Consider the following 23,816-nt stretch of genomic DNA (forward strand, 5'->3'; position numbering starts at 1 on the left):
GCCGGAAGTGGGGCGAATTATAGACCTGTAGGATTTGCCGTCAACCGTTAATTTCACTTTTCTGTCATAAAGGTCAAAGGCACCGCAAAAACAACTAAGGGAGCCTGCGGCTCCCTTAGCGTTCACCTCACACCCAACAGGCGCGCCCTCTATCTAAAAGACAGCGTTACTCGGCCTTGAGGGTGATCCGTGCAAATGCCTTCTTTCCAGCCTGACAAACGTGAGTAGCACCCAGCTTGTATATAAAGGAGCGGTCGACGACCTCCCCATCGATACGCACACCGCCGGAACCCAGCAGATCACGAGCGACCGCCGAGTTCTTCACCAGACCCGCCTTATTGAGGACAGCGGCAATCGGCATGTCTTCAGCCGCGCCGATTTCGACCTCAGGCAGATCATCCGGCAGCTCGCCATCTTTCATGCGATTACCCGCCCCACGGTGAGCATTGGCCGCCGCCTCTTCACCATGGAAGCGAGCGACGATCTCTTCAGCCAGCTTGATCTTGATATCACGCGGGTTGGCACCCGCCTCGACATCCTTGCGCAGCTGATTGATCTCATCCATCGAACGGAAGCTCAGCAGCTCGAAGTAGCGCCACATCAAGGCATCCGGGATCGATACCAGCTTGCCGTACATGACACCCGGCGCTTCCTGGATCCCCACATAGTTACCCAGGGACTTGGACATCTTCTTCACGCCATCCAGCCCTTCGAGCAACGGCATGGTGAGAATGCACTGAGCCTCCTGTCCATAGGCGCGTTGCAACTCACGCCCCATCAGCAGGTTGAACTTCTGGTCGGTACCGCCCAACTCGACATCCGCGCGCAGCGCAACGGAGTCATACCCCTGCACCAGCGGATAAAGGAACTCATGGATGGCGATAGGCTGGTTGGTGCCATAGCGCTTGCTGAAGTCGTCGCGCTCGAGCATTCGTGCCACGGTGTACTGCGACGTCAGGCGAATGAAGTCCGCCGGCCCCATCTGGTCCATCCAGGTGGAGTTGAACGCCACCTCGGTCCTGGCCGGATCAAGGATCTTGAACACCTGGTTTTTGTAGGTCTCGGCATTCTCGAGCACCTGCTCGCGCGTCAGCGGTGGACGCGTGGCGCTCTTGCCGCTCGGGTCACCAATCATGCCGGTGAAGTCGCCGATCAGGAAGATCACCTGATGCCCCAGCTCCTGGAACTGGCGCAGCTTGTTGATAAGGACCGTGTGCCCCAGATGCAGATCCGGTGCCGTCGGGTCGAAGCCGGCCTTGATACGCAACGGCTGGCCGCGCTTGAGCTTCTCGACCAATTCGGACTCGACCAACACCTCTTCCGCACCACGCTTGATCAGCGCGAGCTGCTCTTCAACCGACTTCATAACCAACCTGCAAGGCTCAGATTCAAAGGGAACCAACCATACAAGATCACAGCCCAAATACAAGTTTTGCCCGGCATACGGGCACGAAACGCCCGTCCGCACATGACAGACTTGCTTCAGAGGTGTTTTGGTTATATTTTATACAGTTATTTCATCTTCATCATGTCATTCATCTTTTCCAGTTCATCTTCTTCAAAGTCAAATTACCTATGACCACAGAGCCGCCTAAAGCGCCCCCGCTTTATCCGAAGACCCACCTGCTGGCCGCAAGTGGCATCGCCGCCCTTCTCAGCCTGGCGCTACTGATATTTCCATCCAGTGACGTAGAGGCCAAGAAGACAACGTTGAACCTGGAGCTGGAACGCCCAGCCGATCAACTGACACAAGACAAAGACGCCGTTGAACTCGATCAAGCCACAAATGAAGGCAATCCATCGCCTTTTGCCCAGATCGACAACAGCGCCGATGACACCCACGACACCGCCAAGACCGAACCGGCACCCGAGGAAAAGAAGGCGCCAAGCCACCGCGAAGTGACCGTTACCCGCGGCGATACGCTCTCTACCCTGTTCGAAAAGGTCGGCCTGCCGGCTGCATCGGTACATGAGGTCCTGGCCAGCGATAAACAAGCCAAGCAGTTTTCCCAACTCAAGCATGGTCAGACCCTGGAGTTCGAGCTGGGCCCCGACGGCCAGTTGAACAACCTGCACAGCAAGGTCAGCGACCTTGAGACCATCACCCTGACCAAGGGCCCGAAAGGTTTCACCTTCAATCGTGTGATTGCCAAGCCGGTGGTGCGTTCTGCCTACGTGCACGGCGTTATCAAAGGCTCGCTGTCACTCTCCGCCCAACGCGCCGGCATGCCCCATAGCCTGACCCAAGAAATGACCAAGGTGTTCGGCTACGACATCGACTTCGCCCAGGACATCCGCCCCGGCGACGAATTCGAAGTGATCTACGAACAGAAAGTGGTCAACGGCAAGACCGTGGGCACCGGCAATATCCTGTCCGCACGCTTCACCAATCGCGGCAAGGTCCACACCGCCGTGCGCTACACCAACAAGCAGGGTTCCAGCAGCTACTACACCGCCGATGGCAACAGCATGCGCAAGGCCTTTATCCGCACGCCCGTGGATTTCGCCCGCATCAGCTCGCGCTTCTCCATGGGCCGCAAACATCCGATCCTGAACAAGATTCGCGCCCACAAAGGCGTCGACTACGCAGCTCCGCGCGGTACGCCGATCAAGGCCGCCGGCGACGGCAAGGTACTCCTGGCCGGTCGTCGCGGCGGCTATGGCAACACGGTGATCATCCAGCACAACAATACCTACCGGACCCTTTACGGTCACATGCAGGGTTTTGCCAAGGGCGTACACACCGGCAGCAGCGTCAAGCAAGGCCAGGTCATTGGCTACATCGGCACCACCGGCCTGTCGACTGGTCCGCACCTGCACTACGAGTTCCAGGTCAATGGCGTACACGTTGACCCGCTGGGCCAGAAGCTGCCCATGGCCGACTCGATCGCCAAGTCCGAACGGGCCCGCTTCCTGCAACAGAGCCAGCCGCTGATGGCGCGCATGGACCAGGAAAAGCCCAGCAAAGTCGCCTCGGCCAAACGGTAAACCACGATGCTCTACATAGGCGTGATGTCCGGGACCAGTCTTGATGGGCTGGACATTGCCCTGGTAGCGCTGGATGGCTCCATCCGGCTGCTGGCCAGCCACTACATCCCCATGCCGCAGGCCTTGCGCGCAGAACTGCTTGGCCTGTGCGCCAGCGGCCCCGACGAAATTGCCCGGGCCGCCATCGCCGAGCAGAACTGGGTCAGCCTGGCCGCCCAGGGTATCAACACCCTGCTGGAACAACAGCGACTCAAGCCCGATGCCGTGCGGGCCATCGGCAGTCACGGCCAGACCATCCGCCACGAACCGGCACGCGGTTTTACCGTGCAGATCGGCAACCCGGCCTTGCTCGCGGAACTGACCGGCATCACCGTCGTCAGCGACTTCCGGCGTCGCGATGTGGCGGCCGGCGGCCAGGGCGCGCCACTGGTTCCGGCCTTCCATGAAGCGCTTTTCGAAGCGCGCAAGGGACAGCGCGCCGTGCTGAATGTCGGCGGATTCAGCAATCTGAGCCTGATCGAACCGGGCCAGGCGGTCTCCGGCTTCGACTGCGGCCCCGGCAATGTGCTGCTCGACGCCTGGATCCAGGATCAGCGCAACGAACCCTACGACCGCAACGGCCAATGGGCGGCCAGCGGCCGGGTTGACTCCGCTCTGCTGCAAGCCCTGCTCAGCGATCCGTTCTTCCAGACCCAGGGCCCGAAAAGCACCGGCCGGGAGGTGTTCAACCTGAACTGGCTGAAACGGCACCTGAGCCGCCTGCCCGCCCTGGCGGCCGAGGATATCCAGGCCACCCTGCTCGAACTCAGCGCACGGACCATCGTCGAGTCGCTGACAAGCGCCCAGGAGAAGACTGAAGAATTACTGGTGTGTGGCGGCGGTGCCCATAACGCGGCCCTGATGGCGCGACTGGCCCAGTTGCTACCCGGCACCCGGGTCGGAAGCACCGCCACCCATGGCGTGGACCCCGACTGGGTCGAAGCCATGGCCTTTGCCTGGCTGGCCCAATGCTGCCTTGATGGCATCAAAGCCAATCGCCCAAGTGTCACCGGCGCACGCGGCCTGCGGGTGCTGGGCGCCATCTACCCCGCCTGACACACAGCAAAACGCCGCGAAGTTCGCGGCGTTGGCGGTAAAGCGCACTCTACAATCAGATCGAGAACGACGACCCGCAACCACAGGTCGTGGTGGCATTCGGGTTCTTGATCACAAAACGCGAGCCTTCCAGGCCTTCCTGGTAATCCACCTCGGCGCCTGCCAGGTACTGGAAGCTCATCGGATCGACCACCAGGCTGACGCCTTCGCGCTCGACGATGGTATCGTCATCGGCGACTTCCTCATCGAAGGTGAAGCCGTACTGAAACCCTGAACAACCGCCACCCGTAACGAATACGCGCAGCTTCAAGCGATCATTACCCTCTTCGTCGACCAGACTCTTCACCTTGTGCGCGGCACCGTGGGTGAATTGCAAAGCCGTGGGGGTGAAGGATTCGACGCTCATGCTGACTATCTCCCGGCGTTACGCCGCCATAATGCGTGATGACGCGCATTATCCGCTTCTCCTAGAAAAGCGGTCAACTATTGTTAGGGTATATCAATCCATGCGACCTCGCAGAATGCAGGAAGGCCCGCTTGACGGGCCTTCCTGGCGAGCACGATCGATGCCTTACGGCAGCATGCCCGCATGGGACAGGCCCAGGCGCTCGTCCAGACCGAACAGGATGTTCAGGTTCTGCACCGCCTGGCCCGAGGCCCCCTTGACCAGGTTGTCGATCACCGACAACACCACCACCAGGTCGCCGTCCTGCGGACGATGCACGGCAATCCGGCACACGTTGGCGCCGCGTACGCTACGGGTTTCCGGATGGCTGCCGGCCGGCATCACGTCGACGAACGGTTCGTTGGCGTAACGCTTCTCGAACAACGCCTGCAGATCCACCGAACGATCGACTACGGTCGCGTAAAGCGTGGAGTGAATACCACGGATCATCGGCGTGAGGTGCGGCACGAAGGTCAGCCCCACGTCCTGGCCGGCGGCACGCCGCAGCCCCTGGCGGATTTCCGGCAGATGACGATGGCCCTTCACCGCGTAGGCTTTCAGGCTTTCGGAGGTTTCCGAGTACAACGAGCCCACACTGGCACCGCGACCGGCCCCGCTGACGCCCGACTTGCAGTCGGCGATCAGGCGCGTGGTATCCGCCAGGCCCGCTTCAAGCAGCGGCAGGAAACCCAGCTGGGTCGCGGTTGGATAGCAGCCCGGCACGGCAATCAGGCGGGCCTGCTTGATCTTCTCGCGGTTCACTTCCGGCAAGCCATAGACCGCCTCGTCCAGCAACCCCGGCGCACCGTGCGGCTGGCCATACCACTTGGCCCATTCCTCGGCGTCCTGCAGACGGAAGTCGGCGGACAGGTCGATGACCTTGGTGCCGGCCGACAGCAACTCACCGGCCAGGGCGTGGGCCACGCCATGAGGTGTAGCGAAGAACACCACATCGCAGGCGCCAAGGGTATTGATGTCCGGCACGCTGAACCTCAGGCCGTCGTAATGACCGCGCAGGTTCGGGTACATGTCGGCCACGGCCAGGCCCGCCTCGGATCGCGAAGTGATGACGACCACTTCTGCCTGCGGATGCTGTGCCAACAGACGCAGCAATTCGACACCGGTGTAACCCGTGCCGCCGACGATACCGACCTTGACCATGACCTGCCCCTCAACGAAACCACTGGAAAGCCCACGATGATAGGGGTCGCGCGCGCCTGCGACAACCGTCAAGGTGACGTGCGGACACACGAGCCTCTACTATTCGGCCTACCGTGAACCTGGGAATAACCAAAATGCTCTATCTGTGGGTCAAAGCCTTTCATATCGTCAGCGTCATCTGCTGGTTTGCCGGCCTGTTCTATCTGCCGCGCCTGTTCGTCTACCACGCCCAGAGCGAGGACAGCGCCAGCCAGGAGCGTTTCAGCGTCATGGAACGCAAGCTGTATCGCGCGATCATGGGCCCGGCGATGATCGCCACGCTGATCTTCGGCGGCTGGCTGATCGCCCTCAACCCGAGCATCTTCAGCCAAGGCGCCTGGATACATGCCAAGCTGACCTTGGTAGCCGTGCTGATCGGCTATCACCATATGTGCGGCGCCCAGGTGAAACGCTTTGCCCGTGGCGAAAACACCCGCAGTCATGTCTTTTATCGCTGGTTCAATGAAGTGCCGGTTCTGCTATTGCTGGCTATTGTCATTCTGGTCGTTGTCCGGCCGTTCTAGCTACGAGCCCACTCATCCCCTATCGGAGCACTCTCCATGTCGCTGCCCGCCCTGCTCGAACAACGCCTGCGCTTGCCCGTGGTGGCCGCGCCGATGTTCCTGATTTCCAACCCGCAACTGGTGCTCGCTTGCTGCCGCAACGGGGTGGTGGGCAGCTTCCCGGCACTGAACCAGCGCGAAAGCAGTGGCTTCAAGGCCTGGCTCGAGGAAATCGAAGCGGGCCTGGCGACGCTGGACAATCCGGCGCCTTACGCCGTCAACCTGATCGTGCACAACAGCAACCCGCGACTGCAGGCCGATCTGCAGATCTGCATCGAACACAAGGTGCCGATCGTCATCACCAGCCTGGGCGCCGTCAAGGAACTGGTGGACGCCGTACACGGCTACGGCGGCCTGGTGTTCCACGACGTGACCACCCGTCGCCATGCCGAAAAAGCCGCCGAAGCCGGGGTGGATGGCCTGATTGCCGTGGCAGCCGGTGCCGGTGGCCATGCCGGCACCTGGAGTCCGTTTGCCCTGATCGCCGAAATCCGCCAGTTCTTCGACAAGACGCTGCTACTGGCCGGCTGCCTGAACCACGGTCACGAGATTCTCGCCGCACAGTTGCTCGGGGCGGACCTGGCCTATTTCGGCACCCGATTTATCGGAACCACGGAAAGTCATGCTTCCGATGCCTATAAAGAGATGCTGCTCACAGCCCAGGCAGCCGATATCGTGCACACTGCGGCGGTATCCGGCGTACCGGCGAGCTTCATGCGCCAGAGCCTGGAAAAGGCCGGCTTCGACCTCGCCGCGCTGCAAGGCAAGGGCGAGGTGAACTTCGGTGCCAAGCTCAAGCCGATCAGCGATGAGGCCAAGGCCTGGAAAACCGTCTGGTCGGCCGGCCAGGGGGTCGGTGAAATCGCCGACCTGCCCAGCGTCGACCAGTTGATCTCCCGGCTCGATGCCGAGTACTGCAAAGCCCAGGCGCTGGCCGCGGAACTGCCACGGCACTGGCCGCGCCGGTAAGTAGAAGGTGGCCTGCACCCCTGTTGCAGGCTTACACTGCAACGCCAATGACTTGTGACAAGGACGCCCTTCATGAGCGAAAACCGCTTCAAAATCGTGTTCGACGGCACCTTGCAGGCGGGAGTGGAAAAATCCACTGCCCTGCACAACCTCGCCGCCCTGTTCAAGACCGATGCCGCTTCGATCGAGCGGCTGTTCAGCGGTCAGCCGGTTGCCCTGAAACGCGACCTTTCGGCCACCGAGGCCGAGTCCTACCTGCAAGCCCTGCGCAAGACCGGCATCGAGGCCCGCCTGGAAGCCGAACCGGCCGCGGTCGAGCTGAGCCTGGCGGATATCGATGACCTGCCGGCCAGTACCGCCCCCGCGGACACCGCGACCGAGCAATCGCCCTACGCCCCGCCGCAGGCCCGGGTCGGGGATACCCTCCCCGCCTTTGGCCAGCTCCAGGCCTTCACCACTCGCGGGCGGATCGGGCGGCTGCGCTACCTGGCCTGGACCATGGCCCTGATGTTCGTCACCATCCCGGTGGCCGGCGCCATCTTCGCCCTCGCCATGGGCACGGTAGCCGCCTCGTTGAACACGGCGATCACCATCGGCGTGGTGCTCGGTGGCGCGGCCTTGATCGCCTTCGTGGTCGTGTCCATCCAGATAGCCGTACAGCGCCTGCATGACATCGGCTGGTCCGGCTGGCTCTGGCTGCTGACCCTGGTACCGTTCGTGGGCAGCGTATTCCCCTTCGTGCTGATGTTCTGCCCCGGCAACAACGGCGCCAACCAATACGGCGCACCGCCACCGCCCAACAGCACCGCGGTCAAGGTCCTGGCCGTGCTCTCGGTCGTCTTCGCAGTGGTCTTTGTCATCGCGGGCGTCACCGGTGGCCTGGCCAACCTGGAGAGAGACTACGCCAACGAATCGGCCAGCTATTCCGAAAGCAGCGACGCCGTCAGCCCCGACGAGGCCGACAGCGCCAGCGATGCAGCAGCCGAACCCGCTCCGCCCGCTGTAGACTATGGGAAAGACGAGAAAGAATAACCGTTTCCGAGCCTGCGACCCTCTGTCCCAAGGCTCGGAGCCGTTGTGATGGAGAACTGCATGACCCGTTACGCCCTGATCACCGGCGCCTCCAGTGGTATTGGCCTGGCACTGGCCGAAGCCCTGGCGCGCCGGGGCCGCAGCCTGATTCTGGTGGCCCGCCAGCGTGATCAGCTGGAAACCATTGCCCTGGAGTTGACCCAGCGCTTCGGCGTCGAGGTGCTGTTTCGCGCCTGCGACCTGAGCGAGCCGCTACGCCTTTCCGGCTTTCTCCTGGAACTGGAAGAAGGCGAACGGCAGATCGACCTGCTGGTCAATTGCGCCGGCCTCGGCACCTGCGGCCCGTTCCTGGCCCAGGATTGGGGGACGGAGCAGGACCTGATCGAGGTCAATATCCTGGCCCTGACCCGACTTTGTCATACCCTGGGTAACCTCATGGCGATACACGGTGGTGGACAGATCCTCAACGTGGCGTCGGTGGCGGCTTTTCACCCGGCCCCCTGGATGAGCACCTATTACGCGAGCAAGGCCTACGTGCTGCACTTCTCCGAAGGCCTGCGCGAAGAGTTGAAGAAAACCGGCATCAAGGTGTCGGTGCTCTGCCCGGGCCTGACCCGGACCGCGTTCTTTCGTACGGCCCAGCTGGCGGTCGAAAAGCTTGCCCACAGCCGGCTGATGATGAGCCCCGAAGAGGTGGCGCTGTACGCGGTGCGCGCCCTGGACAAGAACCGGGCGGTGATCATTCCAGGTTGGCGCAACCGCTGGCTGGCCCGGGCTCCGCGCCTGATGCCACGCTGGATGATGCGCAAGCTCGCCGGTGTCACCACCAAGGCCTATTGCCCGCGCTGAAACTTGAACTCACGGCCGTGTCCGTACAGACTCTGGCCCGACTCACCCAACGGAGAAACAGCTGTGGATACTCTGTTCACCAAGATCATCAACAGAGAAATACCCGCGAGGATCATCTACGAAGATGACCAGGTCCTCGCCTTCCACGATATCGCCCCGCAGGCACCGGTGCATTTCCTGGTCGTGCCGAAAAAGCCGGTACGCACGCTCAATGACCTGACCGAAGACGACAAGGCCCTGGCCGGGCACATCCTCTTCACCGCCCAGCGCCTGGCCCTGGAGCTGGGATGCGAAGAAGGCTTTCGCGTGGTGATGAACTGCAATGAACAAGGCGGGCAGACCGTCTATCACATTCATATGCACGTGCTGGGTCAGCGCCAGATGCACTGGCCGCCGGGCTGATACCCCACGCTGCACCCTTTGTAGGAGCTGGCTTGTCGGAACGCCGCACCGCAGCGATGGCGACCGAAAGGACAATGCAGGACTCAAGGGCCTCATCGCTGGCAAGCCAGCTCCTTGTATCTCGACTAACGCCTCGTCAGAGGCGATAGTTCTCGACTGATCATCGAGGGAAGACCGAGAAGCCGTCCAGCTCCTAGGGCCTCGAGCCCGCATTATAGATACGTGCTCCGGCCTTCCACACTCACTCAGCAAGTTCGAACGGTATCTAGTGGCCCGCTTCGGCGTGAGCACGTATTGGCAAGGCAGAACCGAGTGCAGTGGTGATCTTTTCGGATTTCAGGGAGAAGACCATGTCCGCTTTCGTGGGTATCGACACAGCCAAAAACACCTTCGACATCGCTACGCCGTTGGACAACGGCAAGTTCCGTACGAAGGCCAAGCTGCCCAATAACGCTTCAGGCTTCAGCGAGGTCGAGGCCTGGCTGGAGAAACATGCCGATCCGCAAGCCTGGGTCGTCATGGAGGCTACCGGCACCTATCACGAGGCTCTCGCAGACTTCCTGCATGCAAAAGGTTATCGAGTTTGCATCGTTAACCCTGCCGTCATTCATGCGTTCGGCAAGGAGGATTTGCGTCGGGTCAAAACCGACAAAGCCGATGCCAAACTGATCGCCGCCTATGCCCAGCAGAAGCAGCACAAACTCAGAGCCTGGGTACCAGAACTGCCTGCTCGCCGTCGTTTAAGGGCTTTAGTCCGGCGACTGGAGGATCTCCAGGAAATCCTGCAAATGGAGACCAACCGCCTGGACGTCGCCCAAGCCAACGTCCAAGCCTCGATCCTGTCCGTGATCAATCACGTGAAAAGTGAGATTGCCGCGACTCAGAAGGCCATCAAAGACAACATTGATGACGATCCTGACCTACGTCAGAAGCGTGATTTGATCGTGTCCATCGACGGGTTGGGTGAAACGAGCGCCGCCTTGATCCTCGCCGAACTGGGCGACCCTCTGGACTACAGTGGCCCTCGCGCTGTTGTGGCATTTGCAGGCCTGAATCCATTGATAGACCAATCAGGTAACTACGTTGGTCCGACGCCGATATCCAAGACCGGCTCGGCCAGCCTACGGACCGGAATGTACATGCCTGCGATGGTGGCGATGAGATGGAACCCGGCGGTCAGGGCACTGAGCGAGCGCCTGAAAGCCAAAGGAAAGGCCCCTAAACAGATCATCTGTGCAGCAATGCGCAAGCTGTTACATCTGGTCTACGGAGTGCTCAAATCAGGCATACCGTTTGACCCAAACATCGCGCTTGCGCGATGAGGGTCAAGACGGTATCTACAAGGGTTCCGCTTCGCCCCGACCAGGAGAGGAACGTGGACGAAATCACCCGGCTTGCCGCCGAACTCGGCAAGCGCTTGCAGACGCTCAAGGCCCAGGTCACCACCGCCGAGTCCTGCACCGGCGGCGGCATCGCCGAGGCGATCACCCGGATTCCCGGCAGTTCGACCTGGTTCGAAGCCGGTTATGTGACCTATTCCAACAAACAGAAGACCCTCCAACTGGACGTGCCCGAGGTCTTGTTCGGCCAGGTCGGCGCTGTCAGCCGTGAAGTGGTCGAGGCCATGGTCCGCGGCGCCCAGGCCTACAGCGCGGCACGCTTCGCCGTAGCGGTCAGCGGCGTGGCCGGGCCGGATGGCGGTTCCGCCGAGAAACCGGTGGGCACCGTCTGGCTGGCCTGGGGCTGCGGCGACGAAGTGATTGCCGAGCGCCGGCACTTTCCCGGCGACCGCGACGCGGTCCGTCGACAAACGGTTCTGGCCGCGCTGGAAGGCCTGTTACGACGGGCGGAAGCAGAAATCGCAAATCAGGGGTAGGCGATCCGCCGACGCTGTGGAATAATACTGGCTACTTATACAGGTGTTGGCCGTCAGGCCTTATTGATTACGTGAGGACTTTAATGGACGACAACAAGAAGAAAGCCTTGGCTGCGGCCTTGGGTCAGATCGAACGTCAATTCGGCAAGGGTGCCGTGATGCGGATGGGCGATCATGACCGTCAGGCGATCCCTTCGATCTCCACCGGTTCCCTGGGCCTGGACATTGCGCTGGGCATCGGCGGTCTGCCGAAAGGCCGTATCGTCGAGATCTACGGTCCGGAATCCTCGGGTAAGACCACCCTGACGCTTTCCGTCATCGCCCAGGCGCAAAAAGCCGGTGCGACCTGCGCCTTCGTCGACGCCGAACACGCCCTGGACCCTGAATACGCCGGCAAGCTGGGCGTCAATGTCGACGACCTGCTGGTCTCTCAGCCGGACACCGGCGAGCAGGCCCTGGAGATCACCGACATGCTGGTGCGCTCCAACGCGGTGGACGTGATCATCGTCGACTCCGTGGCCGCCCTGGTGCCAAAAGCGGAAATCGAAGGTGAAATGGGCGACATGCACGTCGGCCTGCAAGCCCGTCTGATGTCCCAGGCACTGCGCAAGATCACCGGTAACATCAAGAACGCCAATTGCCTGGTGATCTTCATCAACCAGATCCGCATGAAGATCGGCGTGATGTTCGGCAGCCCTGAGACCACCACCGGTGGTAACGCGCTGAAGTTCTACGCCTCGGTGCGCCTGGACATCCGCCGTACCGGCGCGGTGAAGGAAGGCGACGAAGTGGTGGGCAGCGAAACCCGCGTCAAGGTCGTGAAGAACAAGGTGGCTTCGCCGTTCCGTCAGGCCGAGTTCCAGATCCTTTACGGCAAGGGCATCTACCTGAACGGCGAGATGATCGACCTGGGCGTGCTGCACGGTTTCGTCGAGAAATCCGGTGCCTGGTACAGCTACAACGGCAGCAAGATCGGTCAGGGCAAGGCCAACTCGGCCAAGTTCCTGGCGGATAACCCGGAAGTCGCCGCGGCCCTCGAGAAGCAACTGCGTGACAAGCTGCTGAATGCTGGCGCGGGTGCCGACGTCAAAGGCGTAGCCACCGTTGACGAGACCGAAGATGATCTGGCTGACGCCGATATCTGAGTGAGCCAATGAGCGCCGTACTGGATACCCCGGTCGCCGTACGGCGTACTGCCATGGACCTGCTTGCGCGACGCGAGCACGGTCGAGTCGAGCTGACGCGTAAACTGCGTCAGCGCGGCGCCCCACCTGAAATGATCGACACAGAACTCGACCGCTTGACGGAAGAGGGGCTGTTGTCCGAATCCCGCTACCTCGAAAGCTTCGTTTCCTACCGTGCCCGTTCCGGCTACGGCCCTATGCGTATTCGCGAAGAGCTGAGCCAGCGCGGCCTGCAACGTGCCGATATCGAGTTGGCCTTGCGTGAAAGCGGTTTCGACTGGCAAGCGCAGCTGGAAGACACCTGGCGCCGCAAATTCGCCGGGCATTTGCCCACTGACGCCCGTGAGCGTGCCCAGCAGGGACGCTTCCTGAGTTATCGGGGTTATTCCATGGACATGATCGGCCGCCTGTTCAGCGGCCGTGGGCTGGATGACTGATCAGGTTGCCTTGATCGGTTCGCGCGTGCGTTCCTGTGCCGGCGCCTTGGCCTTGCTCCAGTTTTCCGTCCTGTTGATGAAGTCCACCAGCTCCCGCAGGCGCCCCTGGTCGCGGGCCGTGAAGGCGAACGACAAGCGCGTCAAATGGTCGAACTGCGGTTCATCGTGTTGCTGGTCATCGCAGGCACCCTGATAAAAGTGCCCGTTGACGCACAGGTCGGCAAAGTCCTTTTGTATCTGTTCCATCGCCCGTTCGTTGAGCGGATGATTCATGCGGATCACGAACTGCTTTTTCAGCCAGCGGCTGGAGTGGAAATTGCTGTAGAACCGCTTGATCTCTTCCACCGCCTCGTCGGCGTTGTAGACCAGGCGCATCAGTTTCAGGTCGTTGGGCAGAATGTAGTGATTGGCCTCCAGTTGATTGCGGATGAAGTCCAGAGCTCCCTGCCAGAAGCTGCCCCCTGGGGCATCCAGCAGAATCACCGGAACCAGCGGGCTCTTGCCGGTCTGGATCAGGGTCAGCACTTCCAGTGCCTCATCGAGGGTGCCAAAGCCGCCGGGGCAGAGCACCAGGGCATCGGCTTCCTTGACGAAGAACAGCTTGCGGGTAAAGAAAAAGTGGAAGGACAGCAGGTTCTGCGTACCGTCCACGGTTGAATTGGCGTGTTGTTCGAAGGGCAGGGTGATGTTGAACCCGAGGCTGTGTTCCAGGCCGGCACCTTCGTGGGCCGCAGCCATAATGCCGCCACCGCCACCGGTGATGACCATCAGGTTGGAATGGGCCAGCGCCGTGCCCAGTGCGCGGGCTTGTGCATAGAGCGGATGTTCGGTGGGCGTTCGCGCCGAGCCGAACACCGTGACCTTGCGGCGACCCTTGAACTGGTCCAGCACGCGAAAGGCGTTCTCCAGTTCACGCAGGGTTTGCAGGACGATCTTCGCATTCCAGCGGTTGCGGTCGTCCTGGGCCATGCGCAGGACGGTCAGCATCATGTCTCGGTAAAGCGCAAGGTTCGGACTATTGGGAGCAACCTGGTTGAGTTGTTCTTCGACCCGGCTAAGGTCGATACCGTTGTTCTGGAAATGACGGGACAGCAAGTCATTCGGTTCGTAAGGCATTCAACGTCTCCTTCTGCACGGAACCCTTGGCGTGGCCGAAAGAAAGTTCGCCAAGGCCGCGTCACTGCATGTGTCGCATGTGTGCCATGTCGATTTGATGATGAGCCTATAAAGTCATGGCTGGCAACCGCTTATTGCCCCTTTGCAAAGGACTTTAGCTGCTTCTCGCAAGGGTTGCGCGGGGCGGGAGGTGGAACTGCGCACCGATGACAGGCAGCGGCGCGCCAGGCAACAACAGGGGTTACTTTTTCTTTTTCGCCGCGGTTTCTTTCGGGCAGTCGCTTTCCACGAAACGTGCGGAAGTGACGGGGCGGTTGCTCTTGTTCTCGGTGAACTCATAGCGCATGACGGCGCCCCTGGCCATCAACTTGCGGTAGTTGGCGTTACGGCAGACGCTGGCCCCCAGTTGCAGATAAACCGCCTTGGCGTTATCGCGCATGTTTTGCGCGTAGTCGGACTGGACGCTCAGGTGGTCGATCAGCTCGCTGCCTTCAACGGTGTAGCCGACATCGAGGATGTTCTCGTCGAGCTCACGGGGCAGGCCCACGTTGCTCTCTTCTGCCACGTCCTTGAGCATTTTGTTCAGTTCGAAATCCTTCAACGATGCCGCCTGGGCGGCGCTGAAAGGCAGGGCCAGTAAAAGGGCCAGGGACGGTACGATACGGCGCAGCATGCAACTCTCCTGATTCGGTAACTGGTGCTTCGACCCTTTACCGGGGCGTGCGTTCAGTGGTCGCGAAGTATAGAGGGCGGTTGTAGGCCCTACTAGGGTGAGGCTGACGGAAATGTCGACGTCTGAAGGCCCAAACGGTCCTTGGGTCTCTGGTAGACTTCGCGCACTTTATGCTTTTGCGAGTCGTATTTTTCGTGTTCATCCCTTCCTCCCGCCAGTGTCTTGCGCGATGAGCCACGCTGTCTCCCGTCTGCGGGCCGAGCGCCTGGCCCGGGCAAAAACACCCTTCCTCGCTCGTGGGTCACGAGCCGAGCGTTGCCCGGGCTGCCGTGTGATTCCACAGTATTGCCTGTGCGCCTGGCGCCCCAGGGTGGCCTCGAATTCGGCCATGTGCCTGCTGATGCACGATGTCGAGCCGATGAAACCGAGCAACACCGGCTGGCTGATCGCCGATGTGATCGCCGACACCAGCGCCTTCAGTTGGTCGCGGACCGAAGTCGACCCACAACTGCTGGCCCTGCTGGACGATCCGCAGTGGCAGCCGTTCATCGTGTTCCCGGGGGAGTTCGTGGCGCCTGAGCGGGTGGTGACACAGGTGCCGCCCGTACCCGGCAAGCGCCCGTTGTTTATCCTGCTGGACGCGACCTGGACCGAAGCGCGCAAGATGTTTCGCAAGAGCCCTTATCTGGAGCGTTTCCCGGTGCTGAGCCTGGAATCCGAACAGTTGTCCCGCTACAAGCTGCGTCGTTCCAAGCGCGATGATCATTTCTGCACCGCGGAAGTCGCGGCGTTGTGCCTGGAACTGGCCGGGGACACCCGTGCGGCCCAAGGGCTGGACGCATTACTGGACGTGTTTACCGCGCATTACCTGGGTGCCAAGTTTCAGTTGCCGATCAACATTGAAGATGAAGCCCACGAGCAGCTGAAGACTTTCCTGTAATCTAGTGGCTGCACAGCGTCGAGCCTGACGCATAAAACAGGATCATTGGAAAAATGACCACGTACGACATCCTGATTGCCGACGACCATCCTCTCTTTCGCAGCGCCCTGCACCAGGCGCTGACCCTGGGTCTGGGGCCCGACGTGCGCTTGGTGGAGGCGGCCAGCATTGCCGAGCTGGAAACCCGTCTCACCGAGAAAGCCGATTGGGACCTGGTCCTGCTGGACCTGAACATGCCGGGTGCCTACGGATTTTCCGGCCTGGTGCTGCTGCGCGGCCAATACCCGCAGATTCCGGTGGTCATGGTCTCGGCCCAGGAAGAAGCCTCGGTGGTGGTGCGCTCCCGTGAGTTCGGTGCCAGCGGTTTCATCCCCAAATCCAGTTCCCTGGAAGTGATCCAGCAAGCGGTGCGCAGTGTCCTCGATGGCGATGTCTGGTGGCCGCCCCAGGCCTTCGAAGCCGTCAGCGTGTCCGCCGAGGCCAAGGCCGCCAGTGAAGGCCTCGCCAGTCTGACGCCCCAGCAGTTCCGGGTATTGACCATGGTGTGCGAAGGTTTGTTGAATAAACAGATTGCTTACGAGCTGAGCGTTTCGGAGGCGACCATCAAGGCCCACGTCACGGCGATTTTCCGCAAGCTGGGGGTGCGCACCCGAACCCAGGCGGCGCTGTTGCTGCAACAACTTGAGTCAATTTCGAGCCAGTAGTTGCTGGCTCTTTCATCGTTGTTTGACGCTGGTTGCGTTAGTTTTCCTACTCCATTTCTCGTAGTTGCCTACTTATGCCGTCACCCTTCAAAGGTCAAACCGGTTTTAAACGTGTGCTTAACGCGGTGGGTTATTCTTTCGATGGCTTGCGGGCGGCGTTTACCGGCGAGGCGGCGTTTCGCCAACTTGTCTGGCTCAACGCCGTGTTGATCCCGTTGGCGTTCTTTTTCCATGTCAGTCGGGTCGAGCGTGCGCTGTTGATTGCCGTGTGCCTGCTGGCGTTGATCGTCGAATTGCTCAATTCGGCGGTCGAAGCGGCCATTGACCGCATCTCCCTCGACCGTCATCCCTTGTCCAAGAATGCCAAGGACATGGGCAGCGCCGCGCAGTTCGTGGCGCTGAGCATGATCGCCCTGGTCTGGGCGGTCATTCTGCTTTAAGCGCAGGCAGTTTTCGTACAGAGCCTAGGCAATATTCGGCAGGACGATCTCGTCGCTGCGTTGAACCCCGGCGGTAAAGGCGCGGCACAGTTCGAGGAATTCGCGCATGGCGGAGGTCTGGTATTTCTGTTTGTGCCAGATGAAATAGAACTGTCGCGACAGGTCCAGGTCCGGGGTTTCCACCGGCACCAGGCTGCCACGGCGGAAGGCATCGCGCAGGGCCAGGCGCGAAATGCAGCCGATCCCCAGGCCCGACTCCACCGCGCGCTTGATCGCTTCGGTGTGTTCCAGTTCCAGGCGGATATTCAGCGCGCTGCGATGATGACGCATGGCCTGGTCGAAGGTCAGGCGCGTACCGGATCCCTGTTCGCGCAGGATCCAGGCTTCATGGGTCAGTTCTTCCAGGCTCGCCTGGCCGCGCAGGGCCAGCGGGTGCCGGGGCGCGCAGAACACCACCAGTTCGTCTTCCACCCAGGTCTGCACTTCGATGTCCGGGTGGCTGCAATCGCCCTCGATCAGACCCAGGTCAATTTCGTAGTGCGCGACCTGTTGCACAATATTGGCGGTGTTCTGCACATGCAACTTGACTTGGCTTTCCGGGTGCACCTGCATGAAGCTGCCGATCAGCAGGGTTGCCAGGTAATTGCCGATGGTCAGGGTGGCCCCCACCGCCAGCGAGCCGAAACCGGACTTGCCGTTGAGCAGGTCCTCGATCTCCTTGGCCTGGTCCAGCAGCGCCACGGCCTGGGGCAACAGTTGTTTACCCAGGGCATTGAGGCTCAGGCGCTTGCCGGCGCGGTCGAACAACTGACAGCTCGACTGGCGCTCCAGCTCGGTGATCGAGGTGCTCGCGGCGGATTGTGACAAGGCCAGCAGCCCGGCAGCCCGGGACACGCTTTCTTGCTGGGCGACGGCGACGAAGACCTGAAGTTGACGGAGAGTAAATCGCATATCTATATAACCGATAACCCTTATCTTGATAATTCATTTAACAGATATTGTCGCCGCCATTAGAATGCTATGCAATTGCGCGTCATCGACGGCGCAGGCCAAATTCCCAGGAGCCCCATCCAAATGAGCAACATGAATCACGAGCGTGTCCTCAGTGTTCACCACTGGAACGACACTCTGTTCAGCTTCAAGTGCACCCGCGACCCGGGCCTGCGCTTTGAAAACGGTCAGTTCGTGATGATCGGTCTGCAACAGCCCAATGGCCGACCGTTGATGCGTGCTTATTCCATTGCCAGCCCGAACTGGGAAGAGCATCTCGAGTTCTTCAGCATCAAGGTGCCGGACGGTCCGTTGACCTCCCAGTTGCAGCACCTGAAGGAAGGCGACGAGATCATCATCAGCAAGAAGCCTACGGGGACCCTGGTGCTTGACGACCTCAAGCCGGGCAAGCACCTGTACCTGCTCAGCACCGGTACCGGCCTCGCACCGTTCATGAGCGTGATCCAGGACCCGGAAACCTACGAGCGTTTCGAGAAGGTGATCCTGTGCCACGGCGTGCGCTACGTCAATGAAGTGGCCTACCGCGAGTTCATCACCGAGCATCTGCCGCAGAATGAATTCTTCGGTGAAGCCCTGCGTGAGAAGCTGATCTACTACCCCACCGTGACCCGCGAGCCGTTCGAGAATGAAGGTCGCCTGACCGACCTCATGCGCAGTGGCAAGCTGTTCAGCGACATCGGCCTGCCGCCGATCAACCCGCAGGACGACCGTGCCATGCTGTGCGGCAGCCCGAGCATGCTCGACGAAACCAGCGAAGTGCTCAACAGCTTCGGCCTGACCGTCTCGCCGCGCATGCGCGAGCCGGGTGACTACCTGATCGAGCGTGCGTTCGTCGAGAAATAAGCGTCCGCGTTGAAACACAAAGCCCGCGTTGCCTGGGAAGGCAACGCGGGCTTTGTCGTTTCTGGTGGTTCTAGCGGGCGGGGATCACTTCCAGCACACGTATCGTCCCGGCGGCGGGGTAATGCCAACGCACATCCAGGTCCCAGAACTGGGCGCCGTATTCCCGTTCGGGCGTGGGCGTCTGGTAGGCCGGGCGCGGGTCCTGGGCCAGGCATTGCTCGATCAGCTCGACCAGGGGCTCGCCAAGGCGCTGCGCATGGCCATGGGCCTGTTGCCGCGCATTGTCCGACCACAGCACGGGAATCAGCACCGGCGCAGCACTGGCGATGGCATTGGTGGCGCCCGGGACGTTGTCGGCGTAGGGCACGTACGGCTTGATATCGAGAATCGGCGTGCCGTCCAGCAGGTCGATGCCGGAGATCCACAAACGCTGGGCTTCGACCTTGTCCAGCTTGACCACCGACTGGCCGATACCGTTCGGCCGGTGGGTCGCCCGGGTGGCAAAGACACCCATGGACTGGTTGCCCCCCAGGCGCGGTGGGCGCACCTTCAGCCGTGGCTTGTCCTCCAGGGCCTGGTGGAACAGGAACAGCAGCCAGACATGGCTGACCTGCTCCAGCCCCTGCACCGCGTCGCCCTGGTCGAAAGGCGCGACCAGTTCCAGCACGCCGCGCGCAGCCGGCGCCAGCTGTGGCTGGCGCGGAATGGCGAATTTCTCCTTGAAGCAGGAGCGCACGAAGCCGATGGGAGACACGCTGTAGGTCATGGTCGGGCTCAGGCTTCGATCCCCAGCATGTCCCGGGCCACGGCTTCGGCGATGCGGATACCGTCGACACCCGCCGACAGGATCCCACCGGCATAACCGGCGCCTTCGCCCGCGGGGAACAGGCCCTTGACGTTCAGGCTCTGCATCGACTTGTTGCGGGTGATACGCAGAGGCGAGGAGGTGCGGGTTTCAATCCCGGTCAGCACCGCGTCATGCAGGGAATAACCCTTGATCTGCCGTTCGAACGCCGGCAAGGCTTCGCGAATGGCCTCGATGGCGAAGTCCGGCAGGGCCAGCGCCAGGTCGCCCAGGGCCACCCCCGGCTTATAGGACGGTTCCACGCTGCCCAGGGCGGTGGAAGGCTTGCCGGCGATAAAGTCGCCGACCAACTGCGCCGGGGCTTCATAGTTGCTGCCGCCGAGAACGAAGGCGTGGGATTCCAGGCGCTCCTGCAACTCGATACCGGCCAGCGGGCCGCCCGGATAGTCCACTTCCGGGGTGATGCCGACGACGATGCCGGAGTTGGCGTTGCGCTCGTTGCGCGAGTACTGGCTCATGCCGTTGGTGACCACCCGGTTCGGCTCGGAAGTCGCCGCCACCACGGTGCCGCCCGGGCACATGCAGAAGCTGTAGACCGAACGCCCGTTCTTGGCGTGGTGCACCAGCTTGTAGTCGGCCGCGCCGAGTTTCGGGTGCCCGGCGTATTTGCCCAGGCGCGCGCGGTCGATCAGCGATTGCGGGTGTTCGATACGGAAGCCCACCGAGAACGGCTTGGCTTCCATGTACACGCCACGACCGTGGAGCATGCGGAAGGTATCGCGGGCGCTGTGGCCCAGGGCCATGATCACGTGCCGGGCGTTGATCTGTTCGCCGCTGTCGAGCACGACGCCGGTCAGTTGGCCGTCGTCGATCAGCACATCGGTGACCCGCTGCTGGAAGCGCACTTCGCCGCCCAGGGCTTCGATCTGCTGGCGCATGTTCTCCACCACGCCGGTGAGGCGGAAGGTGCCGATATGCGGTTTGCTGACGTAGAGGATTTCTTCCGGCGCGCCGGCCTTGACGAACTCGTGCAGCACCTTGCGCCCGTGGTGGTTCGGGTCCTTGATCTGGCTGTAGAGCTTGCCGTCGGAGAAGGTCCCGGCGCCGCCTTCGCCGAACTGCACGTTGGACTCGGGGTTGAGCACGCTCTTGCGCCACAGGCCCCAGGTGTCCTTGGTGCGCTGGCGCACTTCCTTGCCGCGTTCGAGGATGATCGGCCTGAAGCCCATCTGCGCCAGCAGCAGCCCGGCGAAGATCCCGCAGGGACCGAAGCCGACGACCACGGGACGCTCCGGCAGATCGGCCGGGGCCTGGCCGACCACCTTGTAGCTGACATCCGGGGCCGGGTTGACGTTGCGGTCGTCGGCGAATTTTTTCAGCAGGGCTTCTTCGTTACGGGTCGACAGGTCGATGGTGTAGATGAAGCAGAGCTCGGAGGATTTCTTGCGGGCGTCGTAGCTGCGCTTGAACAAGGTGAAATCGAGCAGGTCATCGCTGGCGATACCCAGGCGCTGGAGGATGGCCGGGCGCAGGTCTTCGTCGGGATGGTCGATCGGCAGCTTGAGTTCGGTGATTCGTAACATGACAGGGTCCAGTGTGCGGGCCACGCGGGCGCGCCGGCTTTACATCAAACCGGTGATTATAAGCCCCAACGGCCAGATTCCGTGAGGCTAAAACGGCTGCTCGTCGAATCAGTCGTTACGGGCACCGCCGAAATAGCCGCAACCGCGCTGGACCTGGCCGTTGACCCGCAGTTCGGCGCTCAGGTGGCGCACGCTGCCGGTGCTGCTGTCGACGCAGGGCTGCGGCGCGACCCACAGCTCGATACGCTGGGCGTTGGCTTCGGTGCTCAGGCTGAAGCGCCCGTCACCCAGTTGTTCTTCCAGGTAGGGCAGGACCAGGGCCGGCTGGTTTTCGCGTTCGAGGACCATGCCGTTGCCGCTGGCCTTCAGGCTCCAGTCCGGGCCGTGGCCGCTGGCGACCACCGTCTGGCGTTTGAAGTCGGGATCGTCGCAACTGCCGGTGCCACGTTCCAGGCGATAGTACTGTTGCAGGTCCACCTGGCCGTCGCTGCCGTCGACCGTGCTGGAGGAAAACCGTCCGCGCAGGTCGGCGAACAGCTTGCCCGAGGGGCCGGACAGGCTCGCGGCCTGCTGCAGGACGCTGGTGTTGCCGCTGTCGCTGACGACAAAGTGCCGCTGTTCCTGGCAGGGCTGGAACATCATCTTGCCGTTGACGCTGGCGAGTTCGCCTTGCATCCGGCTCAGGCCCGCCGTGGGGTGCGAGGTGGCTGGCGCCAGCCACTGGCAACCGGCGGCGAACAGCGGCAGGGCGAAAATCATCAAGGAACGGGCGGCACGCATCATGGGGTCTCCTGGCAAGTGCCGCCACGTTACTCAGGCCGGGAGGGCTGCACAAGCCTCGATGCGGACACGATCCCTTGTAGGAGCCGGCTTGCTGGCGATGAGGCCGGTGAATCTTGCGGACGTCATCGCCAGCAAGCCGGCTCCTACAGGTTTTGTAGCGTTTTCAAGTGTCTCTTTTGGATCAACCGACCTGATAGGTCTGGCCGGTCTGCCGGCCTTCCACGCTCTTGGCGTAGGCCAAGGCCACATCCGCCGCCGGCACGGGTTTGAAGCCCCGGAAATAAGGCGCATAGCTGCCCATGGCTTCCACCAGCACGTTCGGACTGACGGAGTTCACCCGCAGGCCGTGTGGCAGTTCGATCGCGGCGGCCTTGACGAAGCTGTCGATGGCACCGTTGACCAGGCTGGCCGATGCCCCGGCCAGGATCGGATCGCGGTTCAGGATGCCGCTGGTCAGGGTGAACGAAGCGCCGTCATTGGCGTACTCGCGACCGATCAGCACCAGGTTGACCTGGCCCATCAACTTGTCCTGCAGGCCCAGGGCGAAATCCTTCTCGCTCATGTCCGCCAGGGGCGCGAAGGTCACATTGCCCGCCGCGCAGACCAGCGCATCGAACTTGCCGGTCTGCTCGAACAGCTTGCGAATCGACGCGCTGTCACTGATGTCCACGTGCAGGTCACCGCTGCTGCGGCCAATCTTGATGACTTCGTGACGCGGGCCCAGTTCCTTTGCCACAGCCGAGCCGATGGTGCCGTGGGCGCCAATCAATAGGATTTTCATCGTGCGCTTCCTCCAGTGGGTGATCGAGCTTTCAGTCTAGAGTGGATTTTTCAACTGATAAGCGCACTAATAGGCAACCTTTGGTTTTCTTTTGGAAACAATCCATGAGTGAGATGGATGATCTGGCAGCCTTTGCCGTGCTGGTCGAGGCGGGCAGTTTTACCCTGGCTGCCCAGCAACTGGGCTGCAGCAAGGGGCAGTTGTCCAAGCGCATCAGCCAGTTGGAGGCGCAGTTTTCGGTGGTGTTGCTGCACCGCACGACACGGCGGCTGAGCCTCACCGCCGCCGGTGCGGCCTTGTTGCCCCAGGCCCAGGCACTGGTGGTGCAAGTGGAACGGGCGCATCAGGCCCTGGCCCGGCTCAAGGACGATATTGCCGGACCGGTGCGCATGACGGTGCCGGTGTCCCTGGGCGAAACCTTTTTCGATGGCCTGTTGCTGGAGTTTTCTCGGGATTATCCAGATGTGCAGATCGAACTGGACCTGAGCAATGGTTTCCGCGATCTGGCGCGCGAAGGCTTCGATCTGGCGATTCGCACCGAGGTCGGCAGCGACGAACGCCTGGTGGCTCGGCCATTGCTGGTGATGAACGAATTGACCTGCGCCAGTCCGGCCTATCTGGAGCGTCACGGCGAACCGCAGACGCCCCAGGAGCTGGCCAATCACCGCTGTCTGCTCAACAGCCACTACAGCGGTCGCGAGGAGTGGCAATACCACCGCCAGCACGAGTTGCTGCGGGTGCGGGTCGGCGGCCCCTTTGCCAGCAATCACTACAGCCTGCTGAAGAAAGCCGCGCTGGTGGGGGCCGGAATCGCCCGCCTGCCGTCCTACGTATTACCCGCGGAACTGGCCGATGGGCGCCTGCGCTGGCTGTTGCGGGACTACCAAACCCGCGATATGCCGTTGTACCTGGTGCACCCTTACCAGGGCGGCCTGCCCCGGCGTACGCAGGTATTGGCGGACTATCTGATCGGTTGGTTCAAACGCAGCAGCGAGGCGTTGGATCGGTTGTAGGCGCCAATCTTGAACGCACCGCAAACCTGTGGGAGCCGGCTTGCTGGCGATAGCGCCCAAATAGTCGCTGCAAGACTTAAGGGC

General features: G+C 61.6%; 26 protein-coding genes. 16 read left to right on the plus strand and 10 right to left on the minus strand.

Annotated elements, in window-relative coordinates; all coding sequences use genetic code 11:
• Positions 1-166: 166 nt before the first annotated feature.
• Positions 167-1,366 carry a tyrosine--tRNA ligase gene (gene tyrS / locus UCMB321_RS06930; RefSeq protein ID WP_040064865.1) on the minus strand — a complete coding sequence of 400 codons (1,200 nt, stop codon included), beginning with the start codon at positions 1,364-1,366 and terminating at the stop codon, positions 167-169.
• A gap of 209 nt (positions 1,367-1,575) precedes the next feature.
• Between tyrS and UCMB321_RS06935 the strand changes: the two genes are divergently transcribed.
• Together UCMB321_RS06935 and UCMB321_RS06940 are read left to right on the plus strand one after the other, a co-directional pair.
• Positions 1,576-2,988, plus strand: coding sequence for a peptidoglycan DD-metalloendopeptidase family protein (locus UCMB321_RS06935; RefSeq protein ID WP_040064866.1), 1,413 nt, complete (start codon positions 1,576-1,578; stop codon positions 2,986-2,988).
• 6 nt (positions 2,989-2,994) lie between these two features.
• Positions 2,995-4,083 carry an anhydro-N-acetylmuramic acid kinase gene (locus UCMB321_RS06940; RefSeq protein WP_040064867.1) on the plus strand — a complete coding sequence of 363 codons (1,089 nt, stop codon included), beginning with the start codon at positions 2,995-2,997 and terminating at the stop codon, positions 4,081-4,083.
• 55 nt (positions 4,084-4,138) lie between these two features.
• Here UCMB321_RS06940 and erpA read toward each other — a convergent pair whose 3' ends face one another.
• Together erpA and argC are read right to left on the minus strand one after the other, a co-directional pair.
• Positions 4,139-4,489, minus strand: coding sequence for an iron-sulfur cluster insertion protein ErpA (erpA, locus tag UCMB321_RS06945; protein ID WP_007906865.1), 351 nt, complete (start codon positions 4,487-4,489; stop codon positions 4,139-4,141).
• Between the two features lie 165 nt (positions 4,490-4,654).
• Positions 4,655-5,689 carry an N-acetyl-gamma-glutamyl-phosphate reductase gene (gene argC, locus UCMB321_RS06950; RefSeq protein WP_040064868.1) on the minus strand — a complete coding sequence of 345 codons (1,035 nt, stop codon included), beginning with the start codon at positions 5,687-5,689 and terminating at the stop codon, positions 4,655-4,657.
• Between the two features lie 134 nt (positions 5,690-5,823).
• Here argC and hemJ point away from each other — a divergent pair, with 134 nt between their 5' ends.
• The 9 genes from hemJ (at position 5,824) to recX (ending at position 13,040) form a co-directional block, all read left to right on the plus strand.
• On the plus strand, positions 5,824-6,252 hold the full coding sequence (gene hemJ, locus UCMB321_RS06955) for a protoporphyrinogen oxidase HemJ (protein WP_040064869.1): 429 nt from the start codon (positions 5,824-5,826) through the stop codon (positions 6,250-6,252).
• 36 nt (positions 6,253-6,288) lie between these two features.
• Complete coding sequence (locus UCMB321_RS06960) at positions 6,289-7,260, plus strand: NAD(P)H-dependent flavin oxidoreductase (protein WP_040064870.1); 972 nt, start codon at positions 6,289-6,291, stop codon at positions 7,258-7,260.
• A gap of 72 nt (positions 7,261-7,332) precedes the next feature.
• Positions 7,333-8,292, plus strand: a complete 960-nt coding sequence (locus tag UCMB321_RS06965) for a DUF805 domain-containing protein (RefSeq protein ID WP_040064871.1) — start codon at positions 7,333-7,335, stop codon at positions 8,290-8,292.
• 60 nt (positions 8,293-8,352) lie between these two features.
• The gene (locus UCMB321_RS06970) at positions 8,353-9,141 is read left to right on the plus strand and encodes an SDR family NAD(P)-dependent oxidoreductase (RefSeq protein ID WP_040064872.1); all 789 of its coding nucleotides are present in this window, start codon (positions 8,353-8,355) and stop codon (positions 9,139-9,141) included.
• Positions 9,142-9,204: 63 nt separating this feature from the next.
• The gene (locus tag UCMB321_RS06975; protein WP_040064873.1) at positions 9,205-9,543 is read left to right on the plus strand and encodes a histidine triad nucleotide-binding protein; all 339 of its coding nucleotides are present in this window, start codon (positions 9,205-9,207) and stop codon (positions 9,541-9,543) included.
• Between the two features lie 350 nt (positions 9,544-9,893).
• Entirely contained in the window at positions 9,894-10,865 is a 972-nt protein-coding gene (locus tag UCMB321_RS06980) for an IS110 family RNA-guided transposase (RefSeq protein ID WP_040063012.1), read from the plus strand.
• Positions 10,866-10,918: 53 nt separating this feature from the next.
• Positions 10,919-11,419 (plus strand): CinA family protein, encoded by a 501-nt coding sequence (locus UCMB321_RS06985; protein WP_040064874.1) that lies wholly within the window; start codon positions 10,919-10,921, stop codon positions 11,417-11,419.
• 83 nt (positions 11,420-11,502) lie between these two features.
• On the plus strand, positions 11,503-12,564 hold the full coding sequence (recA, locus tag UCMB321_RS06990) for a recombinase RecA (RefSeq protein ID WP_040064875.1): 1,062 nt from the start codon (positions 11,503-11,505) through the stop codon (positions 12,562-12,564).
• A gap of 8 nt (positions 12,565-12,572) precedes the next feature.
• Complete coding sequence (recX, locus tag UCMB321_RS06995; RefSeq protein WP_040064876.1) at positions 12,573-13,040, plus strand: recombination regulator RecX; 468 nt, start codon at positions 12,573-12,575, stop codon at positions 13,038-13,040.
• On the opposite strand, the gene UCMB321_RS07000 is transcribed toward recX, so the two are convergent.
• Both UCMB321_RS07000 and UCMB321_RS07005 read right to left on the minus strand, forming a co-directional pair.
• Positions 13,041-14,156 (minus strand): LOG family protein, encoded by a 1,116-nt coding sequence (locus UCMB321_RS07000; protein WP_040064877.1) that lies wholly within the window; start codon positions 14,154-14,156, stop codon positions 13,041-13,043.
• A gap of 241 nt (positions 14,157-14,397) precedes the next feature.
• Positions 14,398-14,829: a PA3611 family quorum-sensing-regulated virulence factor gene (locus UCMB321_RS07005; RefSeq protein ID WP_040064878.1), complete on the minus strand. Its 432-nt coding sequence runs from the start codon at positions 14,827-14,829 to the stop codon at positions 14,398-14,400.
• Between the two features lie 229 nt (positions 14,830-15,058).
• On the opposite strand from UCMB321_RS07005, the gene UCMB321_RS07010 reads away from it, so the two are divergent.
• The 3 genes from UCMB321_RS07010 to UCMB321_RS07020 all read left to right on the plus strand — a co-directional run bounded on the left by UCMB321_RS07010 (position 15,059) and on the right by UCMB321_RS07020 (position 16,913).
• The gene (locus UCMB321_RS07010; RefSeq protein WP_040064879.1) at positions 15,059-15,769 is read left to right on the plus strand and encodes a tRNA-uridine aminocarboxypropyltransferase; all 711 of its coding nucleotides are present in this window, start codon (positions 15,059-15,061) and stop codon (positions 15,767-15,769) included.
• A 53-nt stretch (positions 15,770-15,822) separates the two neighbouring features.
• The gene (erdR, locus tag UCMB321_RS07015) at positions 15,823-16,473 is read left to right on the plus strand and encodes a response regulator transcription factor ErdR (protein ID WP_040064880.1); all 651 of its coding nucleotides are present in this window, start codon (positions 15,823-15,825) and stop codon (positions 16,471-16,473) included.
• 74 nt (positions 16,474-16,547) lie between these two features.
• Positions 16,548-16,913, plus strand: a complete 366-nt coding sequence (locus UCMB321_RS07020; RefSeq protein WP_040064881.1) for a diacylglycerol kinase — start codon at positions 16,548-16,550, stop codon at positions 16,911-16,913.
• 24 nt (positions 16,914-16,937) lie between these two features.
• Here UCMB321_RS07020 and UCMB321_RS07025 read toward each other — a convergent pair whose 3' ends face one another.
• Complete coding sequence (locus UCMB321_RS07025; protein ID WP_040064882.1) at positions 16,938-17,864, minus strand: LysR family transcriptional regulator; 927 nt, start codon at positions 17,862-17,864, stop codon at positions 16,938-16,940.
• Between the two features lie 123 nt (positions 17,865-17,987).
• On the opposite strand from UCMB321_RS07025, the gene fpr reads away from it, so the two are divergent.
• Positions 17,988-18,767, plus strand: coding sequence for a ferredoxin-NADP reductase (fpr, locus tag UCMB321_RS07030; protein WP_007923929.1), 780 nt, complete (start codon positions 17,988-17,990; stop codon positions 18,765-18,767).
• Positions 18,768-18,837: 70 nt separating this feature from the next.
• On the opposite strand, the gene tsaA is transcribed toward fpr, so the two are convergent.
• The 4 genes from tsaA to UCMB321_RS07050 all read right to left on the minus strand — a co-directional run bounded on the left by tsaA (position 18,838) and on the right by UCMB321_RS07050 (position 22,719).
• Positions 18,838-19,533, minus strand: coding sequence for a tRNA (N6-threonylcarbamoyladenosine(37)-N6)-methyltransferase TrmO (tsaA, locus tag UCMB321_RS07035; protein WP_040064883.1), 696 nt, complete (start codon positions 19,531-19,533; stop codon positions 18,838-18,840).
• A gap of 8 nt (positions 19,534-19,541) precedes the next feature.
• The gene (locus UCMB321_RS07040; RefSeq protein WP_040064884.1) at positions 19,542-21,155 is read right to left on the minus strand and encodes an NAD(P)/FAD-dependent oxidoreductase; all 1,614 of its coding nucleotides are present in this window, start codon (positions 21,153-21,155) and stop codon (positions 19,542-19,544) included.
• A gap of 108 nt (positions 21,156-21,263) precedes the next feature.
• Positions 21,264-21,935 carry a COG3650 family protein gene (locus tag UCMB321_RS07045; RefSeq protein ID WP_209437137.1) on the minus strand — a complete coding sequence of 224 codons (672 nt, stop codon included), beginning with the start codon at positions 21,933-21,935 and terminating at the stop codon, positions 21,264-21,266.
• 184 nt (positions 21,936-22,119) lie between these two features.
• Positions 22,120-22,719, minus strand: coding sequence for a short chain dehydrogenase (locus UCMB321_RS07050; RefSeq protein WP_040064886.1), 600 nt, complete (start codon positions 22,717-22,719; stop codon positions 22,120-22,122).
• A gap of 104 nt (positions 22,720-22,823) precedes the next feature.
• Here UCMB321_RS07050 and UCMB321_RS07055 point away from each other — a divergent pair, with 104 nt between their 5' ends.
• Complete coding sequence (locus UCMB321_RS07055; RefSeq protein WP_040064887.1) at positions 22,824-23,732, plus strand: LysR family transcriptional regulator; 909 nt, start codon at positions 22,824-22,826, stop codon at positions 23,730-23,732.
• Positions 23,733-23,816 lie beyond the last annotated feature (84 nt).

The organism is Pseudomonas batumici, from assembly GCF_000820515.1.
Classification (GTDB): domain Bacteria; phylum Pseudomonadota; class Gammaproteobacteria; order Pseudomonadales; family Pseudomonadaceae; genus Aquipseudomonas; species Aquipseudomonas batumici.